18 protein-coding genes are annotated in these 21,405 nt (G+C 53.3%); 8 read left to right on the top strand and 10 right to left on the bottom strand.

All coding sequences use genetic code 11. The annotated features are described in order from the left end of the window. The 4 genes from PsW64_RS28255 to PsW64_RS21340 all read right to left on the bottom strand — a co-directional run. Positions 1–475: ABC transporter ATP-binding protein (locus tag PsW64_RS28255; RefSeq protein ID WP_244277316.1), on the bottom strand; the 475-nt coding region annotated here is incomplete at its 3' end. A gap of 14 nt (positions 476–489) precedes the next feature. Next, positions 490–1,320, bottom strand: coding sequence for a carbohydrate ABC transporter permease (locus PsW64_RS21350; RefSeq protein WP_063291991.1), 831 nt, complete (start codon positions 1,318–1,320; stop codon positions 490–492). Further along, positions 1,320–2,228 (bottom strand): carbohydrate ABC transporter permease, encoded by a 909-nt coding sequence (locus PsW64_RS21345; RefSeq protein ID WP_063304869.1) that lies wholly within the window; start codon positions 2,226–2,228, stop codon positions 1,320–1,322. The genes PsW64_RS21350 and PsW64_RS21345 overlap by 1 nt, the downstream gene beginning before the upstream one ends. Positions 2,229–2,328: 100 nt before the next feature. After that, entirely contained in the window at positions 2,329–3,684 is a 1,356-nt protein-coding gene (locus PsW64_RS21340; RefSeq protein WP_063304868.1) for an extracellular solute-binding protein, read from the bottom strand. A 271-nt stretch (positions 3,685–3,955) separates the two neighbouring features. Here PsW64_RS21340 and PsW64_RS21330 point away from each other — a divergent pair, with 271 nt between their 5' ends. Together PsW64_RS21330 and PsW64_RS21325 are read left to right on the top strand one after the other, a co-directional pair. Next, positions 3,956–5,014, top strand: a complete 1,059-nt coding sequence (locus PsW64_RS21330; RefSeq protein WP_057465213.1) for a LacI family DNA-binding transcriptional regulator — start codon at positions 3,956–3,958, stop codon at positions 5,012–5,014. A 13-nt stretch (positions 5,015–5,027) separates the two neighbouring features. After that, entirely contained in the window at positions 5,028–6,959 is a 1,932-nt protein-coding gene (locus PsW64_RS21325; protein ID WP_063304866.1) for a DUF5054 domain-containing protein, read from the top strand. Between the two features lie 78 nt (positions 6,960–7,037). On the opposite strand, the gene PsW64_RS21320 is transcribed toward PsW64_RS21325, so the two are convergent. Continuing rightward, entirely contained in the window at positions 7,038–8,234 is a 1,197-nt protein-coding gene (locus PsW64_RS21320; RefSeq protein WP_063305007.1) for an iron-containing alcohol dehydrogenase, read from the bottom strand. Between the two features lie 73 nt (positions 8,235–8,307). After that, positions 8,308–9,930 carry a BCCT family transporter gene (locus PsW64_RS21315; RefSeq protein ID WP_208980913.1) on the bottom strand — a complete coding sequence of 541 codons (1,623 nt, stop codon included), beginning with the start codon at positions 9,928–9,930 and terminating at the stop codon, positions 8,308–8,310. Positions 9,931–10,094: 164 nt separating this feature from the next. On the opposite strand from PsW64_RS21315, the gene gcvA reads away from it, so the two are divergent. Both gcvA and PsW64_RS21305 read left to right on the top strand, forming a co-directional pair. After that, positions 10,095–10,988: a transcriptional regulator GcvA gene (gene gcvA / locus PsW64_RS21310; RefSeq protein WP_063304865.1), complete on the top strand. Its 894-nt coding sequence runs from the start codon at positions 10,095–10,097 to the stop codon at positions 10,986–10,988. A gap of 313 nt (positions 10,989–11,301) precedes the next feature. After that, entirely contained in the window at positions 11,302–13,800 is a 2,499-nt protein-coding gene (locus PsW64_RS21305; RefSeq protein ID WP_063304864.1) for a CoA transferase, read from the top strand. A gap of 129 nt (positions 13,801–13,929) precedes the next feature. On the opposite strand, the gene PsW64_RS21300 is transcribed toward PsW64_RS21305, so the two are convergent. The 3 genes from PsW64_RS21300 to PsW64_RS21290 form a co-directional block, all read right to left on the bottom strand. Further along, the gene (locus PsW64_RS21300) at positions 13,930–14,235 is read right to left on the bottom strand and encodes a hypothetical protein (protein ID WP_063304863.1); all 306 of its coding nucleotides are present in this window, start codon (positions 14,233–14,235) and stop codon (positions 13,930–13,932) included. Positions 14,236–14,237: 2 nt separating this feature from the next. Further along, entirely contained in the window at positions 14,238–14,849 is a 612-nt protein-coding gene (locus PsW64_RS21295; protein WP_063304862.1) for a cytochrome c oxidase subunit 3, read from the bottom strand. A 93-nt stretch (positions 14,850–14,942) separates the two neighbouring features. Beyond that, positions 14,943–15,866: a LysR family transcriptional regulator gene (locus PsW64_RS21290; RefSeq protein ID WP_063304861.1), complete on the bottom strand. Its 924-nt coding sequence runs from the start codon at positions 15,864–15,866 to the stop codon at positions 14,943–14,945. Positions 15,867–16,015: 149 nt separating this feature from the next. On the opposite strand from PsW64_RS21290, the gene PsW64_RS21285 reads away from it, so the two are divergent. After that, entirely contained in the window at positions 16,016–17,026 is a 1,011-nt protein-coding gene (locus PsW64_RS21285) for a TAXI family TRAP transporter solute-binding subunit (protein ID WP_063291981.1), read from the top strand. A 12-nt stretch (positions 17,027–17,038) separates the two neighbouring features. Here the strand turns inward: PsW64_RS21285 and PsW64_RS27680 are convergent, their stop codons facing one another. Beyond that, complete coding sequence (locus PsW64_RS27680) at positions 17,039–17,197, bottom strand: hypothetical protein (RefSeq protein ID WP_193757833.1); 159 nt, start codon at positions 17,195–17,197, stop codon at positions 17,039–17,041. Between PsW64_RS27680 and PsW64_RS21280 the strand changes: the two genes are divergently transcribed. From PsW64_RS21280 to PsW64_RS21270, 3 genes are read left to right on the top strand one after another with little or no spacing between them, the layout of a single operon-like run. After that, the gene (locus PsW64_RS21280; protein WP_063296805.1) at positions 17,196–19,418 is read left to right on the top strand and encodes a TRAP transporter permease; all 2,223 of its coding nucleotides are present in this window, start codon (positions 17,196–17,198) and stop codon (positions 19,416–19,418) included. The two genes, PsW64_RS27680 and PsW64_RS21280, sit on opposite strands and share 2 nt — an antisense overlap. Then, positions 19,415–20,665, top strand: coding sequence for an NAD(P)/FAD-dependent oxidoreductase (locus PsW64_RS21275; protein WP_063304860.1), 1,251 nt, complete (start codon positions 19,415–19,417; stop codon positions 20,663–20,665). The genes PsW64_RS21280 and PsW64_RS21275 overlap by 4 nt, the downstream gene beginning before the upstream one ends. 10 nt (positions 20,666–20,675) lie before the next feature. Beyond that, positions 20,676–21,401, top strand: a complete 726-nt coding sequence (locus tag PsW64_RS21270; RefSeq protein WP_063304859.1) for an aspartate/glutamate racemase family protein — start codon at positions 20,676–20,678, stop codon at positions 21,399–21,401. Positions 21,402–21,405: the final 4 nt, after the last annotated feature.

Here is a 21,405-nt window from a genome sequence, read left to right as displayed (position 1 = left end):
CGTCAAACAGGTAGACCTGACTTGGGTTCACCAGTGCACGAGCCAGTGACGTGCGCTGTTGCTGGCCACCCGAGATTTGCGCAGGCAAACGATCCAGAAGATGGCCGATCTTGAGAACATCAGCGACTTCCTGCGCACGTTCGCCGCGGGTTGCTTCATTCTCACCGCGAACCTTCAATGGGTAGGCGATGTTCTGGCTGATATTCATGTGCGGGTAGAGTGCATAATCCTGAAACACCATGGAGATTTTGCGATCGCGCGGATGCAGACCGGTTACATCTTTATCACCGATATAGATGCGTCCAGAGGTTGGCGTTTCCAGTCCGGCGATCATGCGCAAACTGGTGGTTTTTCCGCAGCCGGACGGGCCCAACAGGCAGATGAACTCGCCGTCGTTGATCTCAAAGCTGGCATTGGAGACTGCATTAAAATCGCCGAAAGACTTGGTGACGTTTTGAAAGGAGATAGAAGCCATTTTTGTTCTTCCGATTATGCTTTAATGCCGCCGAAGAACCGGAAACCAAACTTCCAGTTTACGAACAGATAGAGAGAGATGACAGGGAACGAGTAGATCAGCGCATAGGCTGCAAGCAGCGTGACGATTGGCGTTCCGGCTTCTGAATAGAAGGAGTAGATGGCCACAGAAGCAGGCATCAATTCGTCGGAGCGCAGCAGAATGAACGGGATCAGGAAGCTGCCCCAGATGTTGACGAACGCCCAGACCACCACGACCACAATGCCCGGACGGATGACTGGCAGTGCCACATCACGAAAGGCCTGCATGGAGGACGCTCCGGCGACCATCGCGCTTTCCTCGTAGGACTTGGGAATGCCGTCGATAAAGTCGCGCAGGATGAACATGGCTGTTGGCAGCAGACCGCCAGCGAAGACGAGGATTACAGCGACATGGGTGTCGATGAGGCCGAGCTTGGAGACGATTAGGAAGATTGGAACCATCGCCGCACTGCCGGACACCACGGAGGAGAACAGCAGCAGCAGATATGTAATGCTTTTTTTGCCGGGAATGTCCGAGCGTGACAAAGCGTAGGCTGCCAAAGTCGCTGCGAAACCGACAAGAACCACGCCGCCAATGCTTTGGATGAACGAGTTCAGCAACCCGCGCATTGCGAAGGTGTTTTCAAAGACGGTGAAGAAATTCTTCAGCGTAAACGGGCTTGGAATTTCCAGTCCGAGTTCTGCACGCGCGTTGAAGGGAGCGAACAGGAACCAGATCAAAGGCAAGGCAAAGCAGATGCCGATCAGGGCTGCAAGAACAGAGAAGCTGATACGAGACAGAATTTGCTGGAATGAGAGGGTCATTATTCCGCTCCCTTATGTTTCTGTTTTGCGATGCGCAGATAGAACAGAGCAAAGGCAAGGTTGATCAACATGATGACCACGCCAACGGCGGCTCCTTTACCAAACTCAAAGTCTTTAAAGGCAACGCGATACGTGTAGATGGACAGCAGCTCGGTGCGGTACGACGGGCCGCCTTGCGTCAGCAGGAACGGGGTAAACACGTTGATCGTCCACATGGTGATGAGGATCAGATCTGTCACCACGTGCCCTTTGATGAGCGGCAAGGCGATGTCTTTGAATTTTTGGAAAGACGTCGCGCCAGCAACATCAGCGGCCTGAAAGTAGCTTGGCGGAAGAGAGGCAAACGCGGAGTTGAACAGCATCATGGAGAACGCTGCACCGCGCCAGGTGTTGAAGAACACGATCACCCAGAACGGATTGTCCAGCAACCAGTCTCCCGGCTCCAGCCCGAGTGCTGTTGTCAGCATGTTCAAGGTGCCGTTGTCGTAATCAAGGAAGGCAAACCAGGCGAAACCGATTACGACTTCTGGCAGAATCCAAGCCACGATGACGGCAGATTCAGAGAAGACCTTCACGTATTTGGGAGTTGATTGCAGCAACCATGCGAGGATCATGCCCAGCAGTGCCTGCCCGATAAGAGCGGAGAGCAGCACAAACTGAATTGTTAGAATGAGCGAGAACCCAAACTGGCCTCGTGTGAAGAACGTTTCCATGTTGAACAAGGCGACGTAATTATCAAACCCGACAAACTCGGGGTTGAGAGCTGTTTTACCAAGCAGAGTTCTGTTGGTGAAGGAGACAAAGATCACCCAGAAGAAGGGGACGATCACAAATGCGCCGACAAGAGCCGCAGCGGGCGAGAAAAACAGCGTTCCCGCGCGCACAGACAACAAAGAGAAGTTCTTCAAAATACACCTTCCCAAGAAGGGAGATTACTGGATCGAAAGATCAGGGAGAGGATAAGGGCGCGCAACAGGAGCGCGCCCTGCCCCGGAGTTGGGGTAAGCCTTATTTGCTTACGGTGTTTTCTTCACCAACAATGGCGGTGACGTCAGATTTGTACTGAGCCATGGCCTGTTCTGGTGTCTGCTCGCCGGAGACAACTGCCTCTGTCATACGCTGTACTGCAACAGATACTTTGTTGTAGTAGGCGTTGTTTGGACGGGCTGTGGTCAGTGGCAGAAGCGTCTGAGAGGTCTCTGTCAGGAAGTCAGAGTTTGGAATCCAGACATCATCACGAATACGAACGCGCGGGTTGATCGCCTGGAATGCATCCAGCTGCTCTTTGGAGTTCATGTAGGACAACAGCGCCCAGGACTCTTTTGGAGCTTTGGAGTTTGGATTGATCACAAAACCCGTACCACCGGACATGGTCACGAAGTCCTGACCACGGAAACCTTTGCCTGGCTCCTGAGCTGGCATCTTCTTCCAGGTCATGTTGACGTCGCGGTCTTTGACTTCAAATTCAGCGCCCGGCTTGGTGACTGAGCGGTAGAACCAGTCGCCTTCAACCAGCATGGCTGTTTTGCCATCACGGAAGTTTGCGAAAGTCCGGTTACGGCCATCACCCAACAGCTGTGCGCGTTTGTCGCCAAGCTTTTCATCAACGTAGATGGTCTTATACAGGTTCAGCGTATCGAGAATGCCTTGCGAGGAAACGATCCACTTGCCGTTCTCGTCCAGCATGCCTTCGCCGGTGCCGAGAATGGCCATCCAGTAGCCCTGCATGGTGGTTGCTTCGCCCATGGAAACGCCCGCATTTAGCTGAAGCGGAGCGGATTTAGGCATTGCTTTTTTGATGGTGCGCGCTGCATCCAGAACGTCTTTCCAGGATGTTGGCTGCCATGTGTCAGCGTCAATGCCCGCCTGTGCGAAGATGTCTTTGCGCACAAAGATCATGCGGCTGTCTGTGCCAAGCGCGATACCGTAGGCCTTGCCGCCGTAGGACATCAGCTCTTTGGAGCCATCAGAAATGTGAGACCAGCCTTCCCACTGGTTCACCTCTGCGCCAGCAACCTCTTCCAATGGCTTCAGCAGACCTGCGTCAACAAAGTTTGGAATAAGGAAGCCGTCGAACGATGATACGTCCGCGCCTGCGCCGGTTGAAAAGTCCAGAGCAAGCTGCTGTGTCAGCTGCTCGTCTTTTCCGGCAAACTCTTTAAAAATCACATTTACGTCTTTGCCTGTGGCTTTCATCATGGTTTCAAAACCAGGAATGACGCTTGTTTTCAGCCAGACAGCAGCTGCACTGTTCACGCCGCCTTCCACACAACGGCAAGTGATGGTGACGTCCGTTGCCATTGCTGGCCCGGCCAATGCTGTGGCAGCTGCAAGACCCAATGCATAACTACGCAATTTACTCATCTAAATTATCCCCCCAGGGCATCCTGTGTTGGTGTGCCTTGTCACTAATCTTGAGAAATCGATCAGTGAATTTAAAATGAACACGTTTTCATTATTCGTCAACACTCAAGAGAAAATCAAGAGGATTCTAAAATATTACGCCAGCAAATATTTTACAGAAACGGCACAAAACTGTCATATTTTCGTCGTGCATAAAGAATGTTCGATTGACATCCTAGGGTTATATACGGCATTAATAGTGAACACGTTTTCATTAATTGAGTGGTTTTGAGTGTCAGAGCATCCAAACATCCAAGAGGCGAAACGCCCCGAACGCGCGACGGCAGATACAGTTGCCAAACTTGCAGGCGTATCGCGAGTCGCTGTTTCACGCGCTTTCAATCCACATGCCTCTTTGAAGAAGGAAAAGCGTGATCTGATTCTCAAGATCGCGAAGGAGTTGGGTTACACGCCAGACATGGCGGGCCGCGCGCTGGTGACACGCCGCTCTCATCTGGTGGGAGTGATCGTACCAGATGTGTGCAGCCCATGGGAATCGCAGGAGATCGACGCGCTGACCACTGCCCTGCAAGGGGAAGGGTTTGCTACGCTGCTCTTCAAGACACGCACTGACCAGAGCATGGATGAGCGGTTGCTGACCTATATGAAGGGCTTCAACCTGGACAGCATCATCGCTTTTGCCGAGAACGTTTCACCTGATACACTGACCCATTCGCTGGGCCGGGCCGTGCCGATTTATGTGAGTTATTCGGAGGATGGCAGTTTGCCAAACCAGCCGGGCTCCACGTCTGTCTTCGACCGCTTGATTGTGGATCAGAAGACCGGCATCGATCAGGCTGTTGCTTTGATGCAGGCTTATGGCTGCAAGAACTTTGCCTATCTTGGTGGTACGACCACATCCCTTGCAAATACAGAGCGTGAGCGCGCGTTCAAATGCATCATGAAAGAGCGTGGTTTGCCAGAGCCGCTGGTGTTGCAGGGCGACTATACCTATGAAACCGCCCTCGCCTCCACGCTGGACCTGTTCAAGGTTGGCGAAGGCGTTGATGGCATTTTCTCTGCAAATGATGTCGGCGCGTTTGGTGTGATTGATGCGCTGCGCTTTCAACTGGGCCTGCGGGTTCCTGAGGATGTGAAAGTGGTTGGCTTTGATGACATCGCTCAGTCCGGATGGCTGAGCTACAACCTTACCACTGTGAAAATTGATCTTGAAGATCGTGTCCGGGCTCTCGTACGGCTTATCTTGCGGCGCCTTAAAGACCCCAATGCCCCAGCCATGACCGAGACACTGCAGACCCGCCTGATTGTGCGCGGCACTGTTGGCTCATAAGAAGCAAAGAAATATGTCCCCAAATACTATTCACCTGATTTTCAAAACCCATCTGGATATTGGTTTCACTGATCATGCAGAGAAGGTCCGGCAGCGTTATCACTCCTATTTTTTACCGCAAGCGCTTGATACGGCGGAGTATTTCTATTTTGAAAACCCGCAGGACCCGAAATTTCGCTGGACCACGGGCGCATGGCTGATCTGGGACTATCTGAATGAGGCGTCAGCTGCTGAAGCAAAGCGTCTGGAAGCTGCGATTGAGAAGGGTTTGATCCGCTGGCATGGATTGCCGTTCACGACACATTCTGAGCTGATGTCACCAGCCCTGTTTGAGGCTGGTCTTTCCTATTCCAAAGAGCTGGATGAGCGGTTTGGGGTGAAAACCATTGCCGCAAAGATGACGGATGTTCCCGGGCATACGCTTGGTATTGTGCCGTTGATGGCGAAAGCTGGCATCAAGTTTTTACATCTGGGGGTCAACACCGCCTCTCCGACACCAAAGCTGCCGGACGTGTTCCGCTGGCAGGCCCCTTCCGGTGAGGAGGTTCTGGTGCTCTACCAAAACTCCTATGGTGCGACGCAGTTTATTCCAGGTGTTTCTGATGGCCTGAGCTTTGCGCATACGGAAGACAATATCGGGCCACAGAACATCGGACAGACGGTGAATGTGTACCGTGCGATGGAGCGGCAGTATCCAGATTATCAGATCAAGGCAGCGACGCTGGATGAGTTTGCCGAGGTGCTGTGGCCACACCGGGAAAGCTTCCCCGTTGTAACGCAGGAAATCGGCGACAGCTGGATCCATGGCAGCGCGACTGATCCTGTAAAGTCAGCACAGTACCGGGCATTGCAGCGGGTTTATGATCGTTTTGCTGACGACAAAATCACGCCGGAGCGGCTTTCCTTTGGCCGCAAGCTTTCCATGGTGGCAGAGCATACGTGCGGCGTAGATATCAAAACCTATCTACGCGATGAACAGGCGTGGGATCGTGGTGATTTTGACGCTGCGCGTCAAAACGATCCGCGCTTTCAGTATGCTGAAGCGTCCTGGGCTGAACAGCGGGCTTATTGTAAGGATGCCGTTGCTGCACTTGATAAGAGTGACCAGAAGATTGCCAAAGCAGCGCTTAAAGAGCTGTGTTGCCCTCTTCCGCATGCTGGTCCGTTTGAGATTATCGATGAGGCCGGGTTTGGTGGTTGGTCCATGGAGATTGATAGTGACACCGGTGCTATCAAGCGGCTTACAACACCAGATGGGAAAGACCTGTTTGGGCTGGATGACAATCTGCTGTCGTTTACTCATGAAACCTATGATGCCAGCGATGTCAAAGCGCATATGGATGCCTATCTGACCCACGAAGAAGAATGGGCCATTTTGGATCACATCAAGCCGGGATTGGATAAGGCAGGGACTGCGACGTCCAAAAGCCATTGCCCGAAGTTTGAAGGGCTTGCGGTTGCCGACGATCACGTCGTTCTTTCCTATGTGATGGCCTCGGATATTCCCGGCGCGACATCCAACATTCAGCTGGCACTGAATGGGTCAAGCGACAAGCTGGAGATTACGCTGCGGCTTTACGGTAAGATTGCCAATCGTATGCCCGAGGCTGGGTTCCTGCGGTTTGCGCCAGATGGTGCGGCACGCTGGCAGTTCGATAAGACCGGATATTGGGTGAATGCGCATGATCTGCCGGATATGAGCGGAGGTCAGTTGCAGGCGATCTTTGGGGCGAGAGCACAAGCAGATCAGGAGATCCGCATTGTGCCGCTGGATACTCCGCTTGTGGCCCCTGCTGATTTGCCGTTTATGCCGTTCCAGCACAGGGCACCTGCTTATGATCAGGGGCTTCGGTTCAACATCTACAACAACAAGTGGGGCACCAACTTTCCGATGTGGTGGGAAGGTGACTTCAGTGCCCGATTTGTGTTGGAGATTGGCGCTTAATTCGCCAGAGCCACAATAAAAAAGCCAGCTCACGGCATTGGACGTGAGCTGGCCTCTCGGGAGCGTAGGAATTTCAGTTTATTCAGCTGCAACAGACTCGCTGTCGGAGCCACGGGCATCCCACAAGCCCTGATAGATTTCCATCATCTCAGCAATGGTTGGCGTGACCGGGTTGTTGCCCGGAGAACCTGAGGCGAGCGCCTGCTCTGCCATGGTTTCGCAGCGGTCCATAAACTCCTGACGATCAATGCCAAACTCTTCCGGTGTTGGTACGGAGAGCTCATCATTCAGGGCACGCAGCTCAATCAGGAGCTTGCGATTTGCCATAGCATCATCATTCTGCTGGGATGCAAAACCCAATGCACGTGCAGCCTGAGCGTAACGCTCTGGTGCAGCTGGAATTGAGAAGGCTGTCACATCTGGAAGAAGCATCGCGTTGGAAAGGCCGTGCGGCACGTGGAAGAATGCGCCAATCGGGCGGCTCATACCGTGCACCAGAGCAACGGATGCGCTTGAGAACGCAACGCCTGCAAGGGTTGAGCCGAGCATCATCTCTTCACGTGCTTTTTCGTTGTTGCCGGTGTGGTAGACTTCACGCAGGTTCGGGCCGATCAGCTTCAGAGCGGCCAGTGCCTGGCTGTCGCTGTACGGATTTGCCTTTTTGCTGACATAGGCTTCGAGCGCATGGGTCATGGCATCAATGCCGGTGTCCGCGGTGATGCGTGCTGGCAGGCTCATGGTGAGTTTGTAGTCCACCAGTGCGGCAACAGGCATGAAGCCGATCCCAACACACAGCATCTTTTCGCCGCGCTCTTCATCTGTGATGATGGTGAAGCGGGTTACTTCCGTGCCGGTGCCAGCAGTTGTTGGAACGGCAATAACTGGCAGGCCCTGCTCCGTGACGTCTCGTGGGAAGCGGTAGTCGCGCATTTCCCCGCCAAACTTTGCCAGAATCGCAATGGCTTTTGCGCTGTCGATCGGGCTGCCGCCGCCAAGAGCTACGATGCAGTCATAGCTGTCTTCCCGCGCCTTTTCCACACCCGGAAGGATGGAGGCAACGGTTGGCTCAGGCAAAGTATCTGCAAAAACTTCGCTTTCAATGCCCTCAGCCTTCAGGCTTTCCTGCATAGATTCGGAATATCCCAGCTGAACCATCATGGGATCTGTGACGATGAGAGGCTTTTTGCAGCCGATTTTTGCCAGAACTGCAGGCAATTGAAGGGCGGCTCCCGCACCAACTTGCATGATGCGCGGCAGAATGATCTGAGATGTCATGAGAATGAACCTTTGGTTATTGTCACCATCTGGGATGCCGGGAACATCCCAGATGGTTCGGGGTGAGAGCGCCTTACTCGGCCGGGGCTGCAGCAGGGGCTGCATTGCCAGCTGAATAAGGATGCTCTTCGTCATCTATGGTGGAGATGATTTCTGAGACCTCGAGGTGGAGTGATTTGAGCAATCCCCACGTGGTCAGGATCAGCACGAAGGAATACGGCAGAGCCGCCACGATCGAGGCTGTTTGCAAGGCTCGCAAGCCACCGGCGAACAACAGCACCGCAGACACGGCGCCAATGGAAAGGCCCCAGAAGATGCGGTAGCGGTTGGCCGGATTCTCGTCGCCCATGGACAAGATGGTGCAGATAACGAGCGTTGCGGAATCTGCCGAGGTTACAAAGTACGTCACCAGCAGAACTGTACACATCGCCGCGCCGAGGATGGTGAGCGTGGAGCCCAGATCCATCAGTTCGATGGTTGTGTAAAGAGCCGAGGTGATGTCCGCGTTCACCGCTTCTGTGACACCGCCAGCACCGAACAGTTCAAGGAACATTGCGGTGTTGCCGAAGGTGGTGATCCAGAATGTGGAGAGCAGCGTTGGTGCCAACAATACGCCGAGCAGGAATTCTTTAACCGTACGGCCTCTGGAGATGCGCGCGATGAAGATACCAACGAATGGCGCCCATGCGATCCACCAGCCCCAGTAGAAGATGGTCCAACCACCCTGCCAGCTGTTGCTCGGATCAGTTTCGACCCAGAAGCCAAGCGGAATTGCGTTGGTCAGGTAGTCGCCCAGATTGGTTGCGAAAGACCCCAGAATGTAAACGGTCGGGCCAAAAATGAGGAAGAACACAAGCATCACCATGGTGAGGTGCATGTTGAATTCACTCAGGATTTTGATGCCCTTGTTCACGCCGCTCAGGACGGACATGGTTGCCAATACGGAAATGACCGCGATGATGATGATCTTGTTGGTGATGCTGACTTCAAAGCCAAACAGGTAGTTCAGGCCGGTATTCATCTGCTGGGCTCCCAACCCAAGAGATGTCGCAATACCGAAGACTGTACCGAAAACTGCAAGCAGATCGGCAGCATGGCCGATTGGACCGTAGATCTTATCACCAAAAATCGGATAGAGCCCTGAACGAACGGACAGCGGCAGGCCCTTGCGATAGTGGAAATAAGCTAGTCCCAGACCGGAGAGTGCAAACAGTGCCCAACCATGCAAACCCCAGTGGAAAATACTGATCCGCATTGCAATTTGGGCAGCTTCTACGGAGCTTTCCTGCCCTTCTGCGATAAACGGATTACTTTGGAAGTGGTAGATCGGCTCTGCGATACTCCAGAACAGAATCCCGATACCGATGCCGGCCCCAAAGAGCATCGAGAACCAGGAAAAGAAGCTGTATTCCGGCTTTTCGTCATCTTTGCCCAAGCGAATATTGCCGTAACGGCTCATGGTCATCGCAAAAGCCAGAAACAGGAAAAAACTGACCAGACCAATATAGTACCAAGATAGATTATTTGCGATGAAACCTTTGGCTGAATTGTAAAGTGAGCCAGCAGTTTCAGGAACCATTACAGTAAATAAAACAAACGCAATGACGAGTACTGTAGACCCGACAGCCATAACAGGATTTACACCTGTGAACAGGCCCTCCCCCGTCCTTCTTTCAGTATTGCTGTTATTATACATTTGTCCCCCTCAAGCTTTATTTTTGCTGTCCTGATTGAAGGTTGAATTTTTGCCGGAGGGTTAAATTGTTATCAATCAACAAAAAAAGACCCAATGGTATAAAAATATTTATGAATAGTTTTACGTAGAGTATGAAATTCTACCCATACGAATGGGAGAAGTTAATGAAGAAGAATTTACCCCCGCTCAATTGGCTCAGGGCATTTGAAGCGTCGGCGCGTCATCTCAGCTTTACGCATGCATCAACAGAGCTCAACCTTACGCAGGCAGCGATCAGTCACCAGATCAAGGGCCTGGAGTGTCAGTTGGGATCTGTGCTGTTTAAACGATTGCCGCGTGGCCTGGAGCTGACAGATGCGGGGGCGGCGTATTTGCCGGCAGTCCACGAATCCGTGGAGCGCCTGAAGGCGGCAACGGAGGAAATCTTCGGTCAGGGGCAAAACAATCTGCTGACTGTGAAGATCAACATGGTGTTCTTCATGCGCTGGCTTGCCCCGCGTATGAAAGAGTTTCGCAAGCTGCACCCAAAGATCAACCTGCGCGTCACCTCCAACATCTGGTTGGACAACAAAGAAACCTCCGGTGACTGCGATCTGGAAGTGCGCTACGGGCGGGGAAAATGGCCGTCAGTTCAATGTGACCGACTGACACGAGACGAGTTATTTCCGGTTTGCAGCCCTTGTTATCTGGAAGAAAACGGGCTGTTAGAGTCGCCAAAAGATCTTGCAAATCATAGTGTTTTGCATGTGATTGGCTATCAGGAAGGCTGGGGATACTGGCTGAAGCAGACCAAGCACAGTGATGTGGAACTGCGGCAGAGTTATCAGTTTGATACGCTTGTCACGGCTCTGGAAATGGCAGCTTTAGGAGAAGGCGTTGCTTTGGGCAGAACAAGTCTTGTGGAAAATGCACTGAAGTCCGGCCAGCTGGTTGCTCCACTGGAAAATCGCGTTCCGACGGAAGAAGCGTTTTATCTGGTTTACTCCAACACAAGCCTTGAGCACCCGCATGCTGTCACCTTCAGAAACTGGCTGCTGAACGTAATACATGAGGGGTAATCTCCCTTTTGGGCAGGACACTGTCTCCGCTGCACAGGTGGCATAAAACAGGTTTGGTGGAAGAAATTTCAGCTTCCACCAGTCCGGCAAAGGCAAAATCAAACAGTTCAGAATTAGACGAGCTACAAAAATTTTTATGCCTGCACCGAAATTTAAATTGCTGGTTTCTACGTAGGTGCCTGCCTATTGTTTTTCCAATGAAGTGAACCGTTGCTGCGAAGCATTTCACCCATAACAACCTGAAATCAAAGACATAATTATGTCTGGAATAAACTGAGAACTGCCGATGGGCGGTTTCTGAGGATGATGTTGCATGGAAAAAAGACTTCCCCTTGAAGGTGTCAGAGTTGTTGACTTCGGTCAGCAGATTGCAGGTCCAGCTGTTGCTATGATCCTTGCGGATATGGGCGCAACTGTTATTCACGTCGATCCGCCTCAAGGGCCTCAGTGGGATCACCCGGCAAATGCGATTTTAAATCGTAACAAGAAATGCATCCGGCTTGATCTGAAGTCAGAAGCTGGCTTGCAAAAGGCGTTTGACCTGATTGCAGCAGCTGACGTGGTGCTTGAAAGCTTCCGCCCTGGCAAGATGAAAGACCTTGGTGTCGATTTTGCTGCGCTGCGTGCTGAACGCCCTGAGCTGGTTACGCTTTCAGTCCCGGGATTTGCCAGCAATGATGAGCTGCGCCGTGAATGGAAAGCAACGGAAGCTATCGTGGCCGCCACATCAGGCGCGTTCACCGACATGGGCTTCAACCGTGTTCTTATGGGTCTGAACCCAAGCTTCTCACCGCTTCCACTGGGCTCTTCTTATGCCACGACAATGGCGGCCAGCTCTGTTGTGATGGCTCTGCTTGCCCGTGAGAAGACAGGCCGAGGTGATACGATTGAAGTGCCGATTGCAGCTGCTCTTATGGAAGGCCTCTCCTACAATTCAGTCGTGATTGAAGGCATGCCAGAGCGCTACATGACCATGCGCGAGCACGAGATTACCCATCGCCGTGAAAATGATATCGAGATGGATCTTTCCTATGAGGATCTACAGGAATACCTCGATCCGTTCTACCGGACCTATGAGTGCGCAGATGGCCGTTATTTCTATGCGGTCTGCCCGTCTCACCGCAACCACGCCCGCCGCTGCCTGCAGGCTCTCGGTATTTACGAGGAGCTGCTTGCTGAAGGTCTGCCGGAAGTGAACAACCTGCACCTGCCAATTGCTGAGTGGGACGGGGAAACGTCCATTGGTGTTTATCCGCTTCCGAAAAAGTGGGCTGATATCATTTCTGTGAAAATGAAGAAGGTGTTCCTCACTAAAACCTCTGATGAATGGGGCGTTATCTTTGGTGAAGGCCAGATTCCGGGCGCTCCGCACCGCACCACTCAGGAATGGGTGAACAGCGAGCACTGCAACACGTCCGGTCTGATTGTCGAAGTGAACGACCCTGAATACGGCCTGATGAAACAGCCCGGTCCTGTTGTGTGGTTTGAGGAGATTGTAGACTACCTGCTCACTCCGAAACCACGCGAGAACGTAACCTTTGAAGAGGCTTTGGCAACCCTGAAAGCCGTTGGTGACACAGGATCCTTGCCTGCTCCAACAGCTCCAGCAGCGGACAAAGACGGCTGGCTCAATGATCTGCGTATTCTCGATCTGACCAACGTGATTGCGGGCCCGCATTCCACTGCCTTCCTTGGTCGGTTTGGCGCTGAGGTCATCAAGCTGGATCCGGTGAAGCCGCTTTACGATCCACTGATTGGTACGCTGTTTACGTTCCAGACCAACATTGGCAAGAAAAGTGCGCTGGTGGACATTACTACGGGTGAAGGCCGTGAGGCTTTTGAGCGTCTGGTGAAGTCCGTTGATCTTGTGGTGATCAATGCCCCTGACCGTCAGATGAAGCCGCTAGGCCTTGACCATGACAGTTTGCAGGCAATCAATCCAGGCGTTCTGTTCTGCCGTCTGGACTGTCTTGGTGGACCAAAGCCGGGACCGAAGACCAACTACATTGGTTATGATGACATCATTCAGGCCAACAGCGGCATCATGAGCCGGTTTGGCGGCGTTGATACACCGGAAGAGCATGCGCACCTTGGTACGCTTGACGTAAACTGTGGCTTTGCTGCTGGTCTTGGTATGGCGTTGTCGCTTTATCACAAGCACAAAACCGGAGAGACCTCCCGTGCGCGGACCTCTCTGTCTGCGGTGACCAATCTGGCGCAGATCAAGTTTGCGTTTGATTATGAAGGCCGTGCCCCGTTTGATGAAGCCTCCGGACGTGATGCCCTTGGCAACCACGCGCTCTCACACTTCTATAAAGCCTCTGATGGTTGGATCTTTATGGATGCAGAGGACCACGAGCTTATCGACCTTGCACAGGTTGAAGGTCTGAGCGGTGTGGAAGAAGCCAATGATACAGCTGAATTCCTGCAGGTTGCCTTTGAACAGGACATAGCAGAAAGCTGGTGTGAGAAGTTGAGAGCAGCGGATATTGCAGCGGCTCAGCCTCTGGGCATCGAGCATCTGCGCGACACGTACACTCGTACGGCTGATGGTGCGGTTGGTATTGATCGTGGCAGTTACGCATTTTCCACCTATGAGGATCACCCAAGTGGGCACCGCGTGACGCTGATCGACCACTATTCCATCCGTCCAGAGGAAGCCGCTATCCGCGCCTTGCCTAGCACTGAGGCTTACGGCAATTCCACACGCGAAGTGCTTGCCGGTGTTGGATACAGCGATGAGCAGGTGGACGACATGATTGAACGGCGGATTGCTGGCACCGGTTGGGGCCGAGAGTTCCTGCCGAGCTGATCACTTAAGAACGTATATCCCTTTCCCATAGTAGGGGCCCACACATCAGGGATATGCTTTAATGGAACCCCCTCACTGCGCTTCAGGCCTTGTGAGGGGGTTCTGCTTTTTGGTGTCTTGTTCAGGTCTTTATTGCGTAAGCGCTGCTGAGCCGTAGGTGAGCAGGGCTGCACAAATCATTGTTAAAGTGAAAATCATTGAGGTGAGCATGGAGAGCCATGCAGGGCATCTGGTCAAGCCAAGGTATCGGGTCAGGATGATCCGCGCCTTAAACAGGATCAGCACAGCGATGATCAGCGGACCCACATAGACAAGCAATTCGCTGCTGAACAAGCTGAGGCCGTAGCCGAGCAGTGTGAGTGCAACCAAGACTACCCAGGCTTTGAGTAGATCGTTCATCTGGATGCTCTTAAAGGTCGTTTTGTTGGTGTCCATGATTACAGCCCCTGCCCCATGAGATAGAAAATGGGGAAAATGATCACCCAGATCAGATCAACCATATGCCAGAAGGCTGTGCCCGATTCCATATTATCCTCGGTGGGCCACAGGGCGATTATGCTGAGTATGATCAGGCCAAAGATCACGTGGGCCAAGTGAAACCCAGTGACCAGATAATAAAGCGTATAGAATGTGTTGGTCTCAACATTGAGGCCAAGGGCTAGCTTTTCCTTGTACTCGTAAATCTTGAGTGCGATGAACACGACGCCAAGGCTTCCTGCCCCCAGCAATGCCAATCTTGTCTTCACAATCTCTTTGATTTTGGCAAAGCGCACCGCGATGGCAGCAAACAAGCCTGAGGTGAGCAGGATGATTGTGTTCAAGGTGGCAAGAGGCACATTGAGGTGCGTTCGTGCCTCGCGGTAAATCTCCGGATTGAGCAGCTCATTGCCAGCGAAGGCCCACAGCGCTCCGCCGAACACGAGGATTTCGCTGACGATCAGGATCCACATCATGGGATCGCCGGGCAGATTTTCCAATGCCCAGGGAGAGACAGGCTGGTGATAGACCCGTTCTGCAGTCTCGTTTTCTTTCTGGCAAACCTCGTCCATTACGCCCTTCCAGCCGATATGAGTGTTTGAGGCAAAAGTAGATCGGTTTGCCTGCGTGGTCCTTGTTGGAGCGCTAACTGTAGCTGCTCTTTGCTATCTGATTGGCTGATTGATGGTTTGTTCCACCCAGTTTTGCCAGGAGGAGACGAAAGAGCTTGCCAATCGGGACAGTGGACGCTGGTGCGGCACGAGGATTGAATAGCCGAAGGGCACTGTTGGCTCGAAGGGCAGGAACACGATTTTAGAGGCATCCCCGCGGCTGCGCTGATAGCTGACCGCACTCAAAGCATCGACAACTGCACAGATCTGCCCTGCTTCGACGAAATGGAACAGTGGCAGGAAGTATTGGGTATCGATGCGGATATCAAAATGCGCATCACTGGATTGGAACGCGGCTTTGGTGGCCTCAAAGGTGGAGTGACTGGGCTGGAGCACGCCCATGGGCACACCGTCCAGATCCTTCGCATGAATCACCTTCTTGTTTGCCAGTGCTGATGTTTTCGGGACAGCGCACAGGCAGGTACATGGGATTGTGGTGTTGTGAGATAGGACATCCTGCTCCGTGCCTACAGCTGCATCACAAAAGCCGATGTCAAAGCTTTGTGCGGCGATCAGATTGAGGATTTGCGGGGAACTGCGCGTTGCCAAAGTGACCTTCACCTGCGGTTTATCCTCGATGAAGTTGCTGATGAACTCTGGCAGCAGGTAGGAGGATGGACCGGGCATGGCAACGATACTCAACGAGCCTTGCACCTGATCGCGCATGTTGCTGAGGTTCTGCTCAACCGTCTTCAGACGATCCAGAATGCTAGACGCCTCCGAGAGCAAATAATGGGATTCTGGGACAGGAATCAGTCGGCGGCCTTCACGCACAAAGAGCGGCATTCCCAAATCATCTTCCAGTGCTTTGAGCGATGCGCTGACGGCGGGCTGGGTGCGATGAAGGTTTCGTGCAGCGCGGCTGACTGATCCGGTTTTCATAATTTCGCGGAAAACCGCCAGTTGCTGCAGGTTCATGGGCACCTCAATATATAAACAAAATCTATCATAACCATAATATTTCGAATTTGCTTTTATGAATAAGGCTAACCACCATGAGGCCAATAATTATAAATACCTATCACCTTGAATTGGGCTTATCTGAATTTATTAGAGGGGGGACACTCATGGGATTATTCAGTAAATGCGCCGGGATTGCGCTTGCTTGCACGATGATCAGTGGTGCAGCGGTTGCGCAGGACATCAAATTTTTCCGCATTGGTACGGGAGGTGCTGGCGGAACCTACTTCCCGATTGGCGGGATCATTGCCAACGCAATTTCCAACCCACCAGGCTCTCGTCCGTGTGATCAGGGCGGCAACTGTGGTGTTCCAAATCTGGTGGCGATCGCGCAGTCAACCAACGCATCAGCACACAATGTGAACGCTATTCAGGCGGGCCAGATGGAAGCGGGCCTGACCGGTGCTGCGACACTTCATTTTGCCTATCACGGCTCTGGCAAGTATGAGGGCAATGCCAAACCAGACCTTCGTGTGATTGCAAACCTTTACCCGGAAGATCTGCATCTTGTTTTGCCAAAGGGTGGTGAGCTGGACAATCTTGCGGACTTGAAAGGCAAGCGGGTAGGTATTGCGCAGGCAGGTTCTGGAACGCAGATTGCTGTTGAGCTCATTCTCGGTGATCACGGCGTCAATCGTGACAATATTGATGAGGCAGAGCTCAACAACTCTCAAAGTGCTGAGCGGACAGCTGATGGTCAGCTGGATGCTTACTTCTATGCTGCGGGAACCCCGGTTGCTGCCATGATCCAGCTGGATAACACCAAGGGCATGGATCTCTATTCCTTCACTGAGGCAGAAGTTGCTCAGGCGAACAAAACTGTTCCCTACTACATTCCTTCCACTATCCCTGCTGGCACTTATCCGGGCGTAACGCATGACACCAACACGGTGGCAGTGAGCGGCATGTTTGTGACCAATGCTAATATTGATGAGGAACTGGTCTACGAGATCACCAAGGCGCTTTGGTCCAAGACCGCTCGTAAACTGCTGGATAACGGACATCCAAAGGGCAAGGTCATCACCATGAAAAGCGCACTTGATGGCATTGATGGAATTGGCGTGCCGCTGCACCCGGGTGCTGAGCGTTACTACAAAGAAGTTGGTCTGCTCGATTAATCACAGTCTGACTTAAAACGGCAGCGGGAGTGTTCTTCCGCTGCCTTCTGTCGCCACCGGTGGTTCAGCCTTGCCGCATGCTTTTGTTTGCGCAGCTGTTGGTGTTGGGATGAGATAGCCCAACACGCTCTTACCACCGCATGACGCACCCCAGACCCGGGAGGGTTCCATGCCCCTACAATCGCACCTTGATAACAAGGCTCTGGAAGAGCTGGAGAAAAAGTATGACTCCGCTCTCCATACCCGTGACAACGGGCCAATCCTGACAAAAGTGGTTTATTGGGCGACCATTGCCTATGCGCTCTATCACTTCTGGACCGCCGGGTTTGGCACGCCGGTTGATTATGTTCACATGGGCATCCATCTGGCCGGGTTGTATTTCTTCATTTTTCTGGCGTTTCCCTTTCTCAAATCTGATCGTGCCTTGGCCAATACGCCCGGTAAGTTCCTGAGCTTTGGCAATGTGCCGCTCCTTGACTGGGTGATCATGATACTGGCGATGATGGGATCGCTGTATCTGTGGTTCAGCTGGCGCGGGTTTGACCTTTTTGGCATCCAGGTTTCTGAGCAGGCCTTGCGACAAGGCAACCCAGCCGGACCGGATATCTTCTTCGGCACCATCATCATTTTAACTGTGCTGGAGATCGCGCGCCGGACCATTGGTATCGTGCTGCCGCTGATCATTCTGGTCTTCATCGGCTATGCGCTTTTGGGGCCGTATATTCCAATCCAGATCCTAAAGCATCCGGGCGTGGACTGGCGGCAGTTCGTCAACAACATGTACTTCCCGTTTGAAGGCATTTTTGGCGTTACACTCTGGGTCGTTTCAACTGTTGTGTTTCACTTCGTGCTGTTTGGTGTTGTGGCGCAGCGCATGGGGCTTGGGCAGTTCTTCGTTGATAATGCGATGATCCTAGCTGGACGCTATACGGGCGGACCTGCGAAGGTTTCCGTTGTCTCCTCCGCCTTCTTTGGCACTATTTCTGGCTCTTCCATCGCCAACACGGTTTCCACCGGTTCGCTGACCATTCCCAACATGAAGAAGCTTGGGTATCCGGGGCACTTTGCAGGCGGTGTTGAAGCAGCGGCCAGTGCGGGCGGACAGATAACTCCGCCGATCATGGGGGCTGCGAGCTTCCTGATGGCCGAATATCTGGAAGTGCCTTACACCACCATCGTGATTGCAGCGATTGTGCCTGCCCTGATGCACTATATCGGCGTCATGTCCATCGTGCACTTCACCGCAAAACGCCTTGGGCTGGAAGCCTACCCTAAGGACCAGATCCCGCAGTTTGTGCAGGTCTGGCGTGAGGGCTGGTTTACGGTACTGCCGCTGATCGGACTGCTCGTGGTGCTGTTTTCTGGCTACTCGCCCAACATGGCTGCGTTTATTGGCATTTCGCTTTGTGTTGTTGTTGGCTTTTGTGCCATCGATAAGCCGCTGTCTCTGGCTGTGCCACTTGCCTTGCTGGGTTTCATTTTCTGGAAGGCCTCGCCATATTCCGGTGAAGGATTTTCGCCAACGATGGCCGGGGTGCTTGGCGCGCTGACCTTGCTGGGCTGTTTGCACCGCAATGAACGGCAGAGCTTTAAAGACCTGTTCGACAGCTGCCATGTGGGTGTTCAATATGCGCTGGCCGTGGGCGCTGCCTCTGCTGCTGTTGGCATCGTGGTCGGTGTGATCAACACGACCGGTGTTGGCTTCCGTCTTGGCTTTATGGTCACCAATGGCGCTGCGGATATGGCGGCCTCACTAGCTCCGCTGCTTGACTGGACCTCTCTGGAAGTGTTCGGGCAAGCCTCCATTCAGCAGTTCCTGTCATTGGTTCTGATCGCTATTGCCTGTATTTTGATGGGGGCTGGTCTGCCGACAACAGCGCTTTACATCATGCTTGTCGCGGTGGCTCAACCGGCGCTGGCACAACTGGGTGTGCCCGCTTTGGCAACGCATATGTTCGTGCTTTATTACGGCGTCATCTCCGAGATCACTCCGCCGGTTTGCGCCTCGGCCTATGCTGCGGCGGGCATTGCAGGGGCGAACCCGTTCAGGACTGGTGTGAGTGCCTTTACCTTGGGGCTTGGCAAACTCATGGTGCCGATGGTGTTCGTCTATGCACCAACCATGCTGATTGTTTTGCCGGAGTACTTCACTCTCGTCTCGTTCTTGCAGGTCACGCTGACCTGTGCGCTGGGTGTGTTTGCTATTGCAACAGCCGTTTCCGGTTACTTCATGGCTCCGCTCAACGGTCTGTGGCGTGTGCTGATGGCTATTGGCGGATTGATGCTGGTTGCTCCAAGTCTGGGGTCTGATCTGGCTGCAATTCTCATCATCGCGCCTGTCTTGTTCCAGCAGGTTTCCAGCCAACGCAATTTGCAGGCGGCGACACAATGACAGAAGCTTTAGTACCTGATGTCACTGTGCTTGGTGCGGGGTTGGTTGGCATTTGCTGTGCTCTGTCTCTGGCTGAGAAAGGCTTGCGCGTGCACATGGTTGACCGGGATGCTCCCGGTCAGGCCACCTCTGCTGGCAATGCGGGGATTATCTCACCGTGGTCCGTGGTGCCGCAATCCATGCCGGGTCTTTGGAAGAAGGTGCCCGGCTGGCTGATGGATCCGCAAGGTCCGGTGACGATCAAGCCCAGTTACCTGCCCCGTGTCGCCACATGGGGACTGCGTTTTCTCTATGAGGGACGACAGGAGCGCATTCAGCCGATTGGCGATGCCATGCATGCCCTCAATCATGACTGCATTGAGCTTTACCGCCATCACCTTTCCGGTACGGGACACGACAATCTGCTGCAAGACAGCTGGTATGTACATGCATTTCGAGATGCTTCCCAGATTGATCTGGACGGCCCGGATTATGCCATGCGCCGCGCTGTGGGGGCTGAGATTGAAGAGATTGGCGCTGCGGCCTTACGAGATCTGGAACCTGCTTTAACCCATGAGTTTGAGGCCGCCGTTCTCATCAAGGGACAGGCACGGGCTGTCTCTCCCGGTAAAATCGGTGAAGTGCTTGCCGACAAGCTACGCCAGATGGGCGGAACCATTGAGCAAGCAGAGGTGCACTCCATCACACCAAGAGACGGCGGCGGCTGGAGATATGTGACGGAGACAGGCGCGCATTTTGCACCGAAACTGGTGCTTTCCATGGGCGTCTGGTCTGCCAAGCTGCTGAAACCACTTGGGGTCAAGGTACCGATGGAGGCTGAACGTGGCTACCATGTGTCCTTCAGCAATCCCGGTGTTGCCCTCACGCATTCCATCATGGATATGGACATGAAGTTTGTCGCCTCCACCATGGAGAGCGCCATTCGGGTTGCCGGAACGGCTGAGTTTGCCGGGCTTGATGCACCGATCAACCAGAAACGGCTGGATGGTTTGGTGGAGCTTGCCAGCAAGCTGCTGCCAGACTTGCGGATGGGTGACATCAGCACATGGTCCGGACAACGCCCCAGCTTGCCCGACAGTTTGCCTTGCATTGGCGAAGTTGACGGATTTCCGGATTTGATTGGCGCGTTTGGACACAGTCATTACGGCCTGATGATGGCCCCAAAAACTGGAAGATTGGTTGCCGATCTGGTGACCGGCACCACCCCCAACATCAATATGACCCCCTATCACGTGACACGGTACTAAAGGATTTCGCATGACCATTCATCCTGGTGGCCAGAACATTTGCGGCGTTTCAATCGGCGTTCTTTCGCTGGAAAGCTATTTCCCGAAACCTCCTGGTCACATCAAGAACCCGTCGAGCCTGCCGTTTACAACGACCTACGAGATCCTGCATGGATTGACGGTTCAGAAACTGCTAGCTGATCCCTCCCCTGAGTTGCTTGAGCCGATCCTCAGCGCCGCCAAGCGTCTTGAAGATCAAGGTGTGCACGCAATCACCGGGTCCTGCGGTTTTCTGGCGATCTTTCAAAAGGAGATCGCAGCAGCCGTTTCTGTTCCAGTTTTCGTGTCTTCGCTCATACAGGTTCCCCTTGCCTACCACATGACCAATGCACCCGTTGGAGTCATCACAGCGTCCGCAGCCTCTTTGACAGACAAGCATCTGGAAGGTGTGGGTGCTGCCCATGTGCCGATTGTGGTTCAGGGGCTGGATGAGGCCCCTGAGTTTTCCGCGGTGATCTTACGCGGTGAACGCACACAGATGGACCTTGGCAAGGTGACAGAAGAGCTGTTTGCTGCGGCAGATGACATGATTGAGCGATCACCGGATATCGGTGCAGTGGTTTTGGAATGCACTGATCTGCCGCCATATGCGCATCAGCTACAAGCGCGGATCAATCGACCTGTGTTTGATATCATCACTCTTGCCAGCATGGCACACTCAGTGGCGCATCGGCACGCCTTTCCCGGATTTATCTGAGTGT

Origin of the sequence: Pseudovibrio sp. W64 (assembly GCF_001623145.1) — a bacterium.
In the GTDB taxonomy this organism is placed as follows: Bacteria; Pseudomonadota; Alphaproteobacteria; order Rhizobiales; family Stappiaceae; genus Pseudovibrio.
Note: the sequence above shows the minus strand (reverse complement) of the source record. Positions and strands in the feature narration are given on the sequence as shown.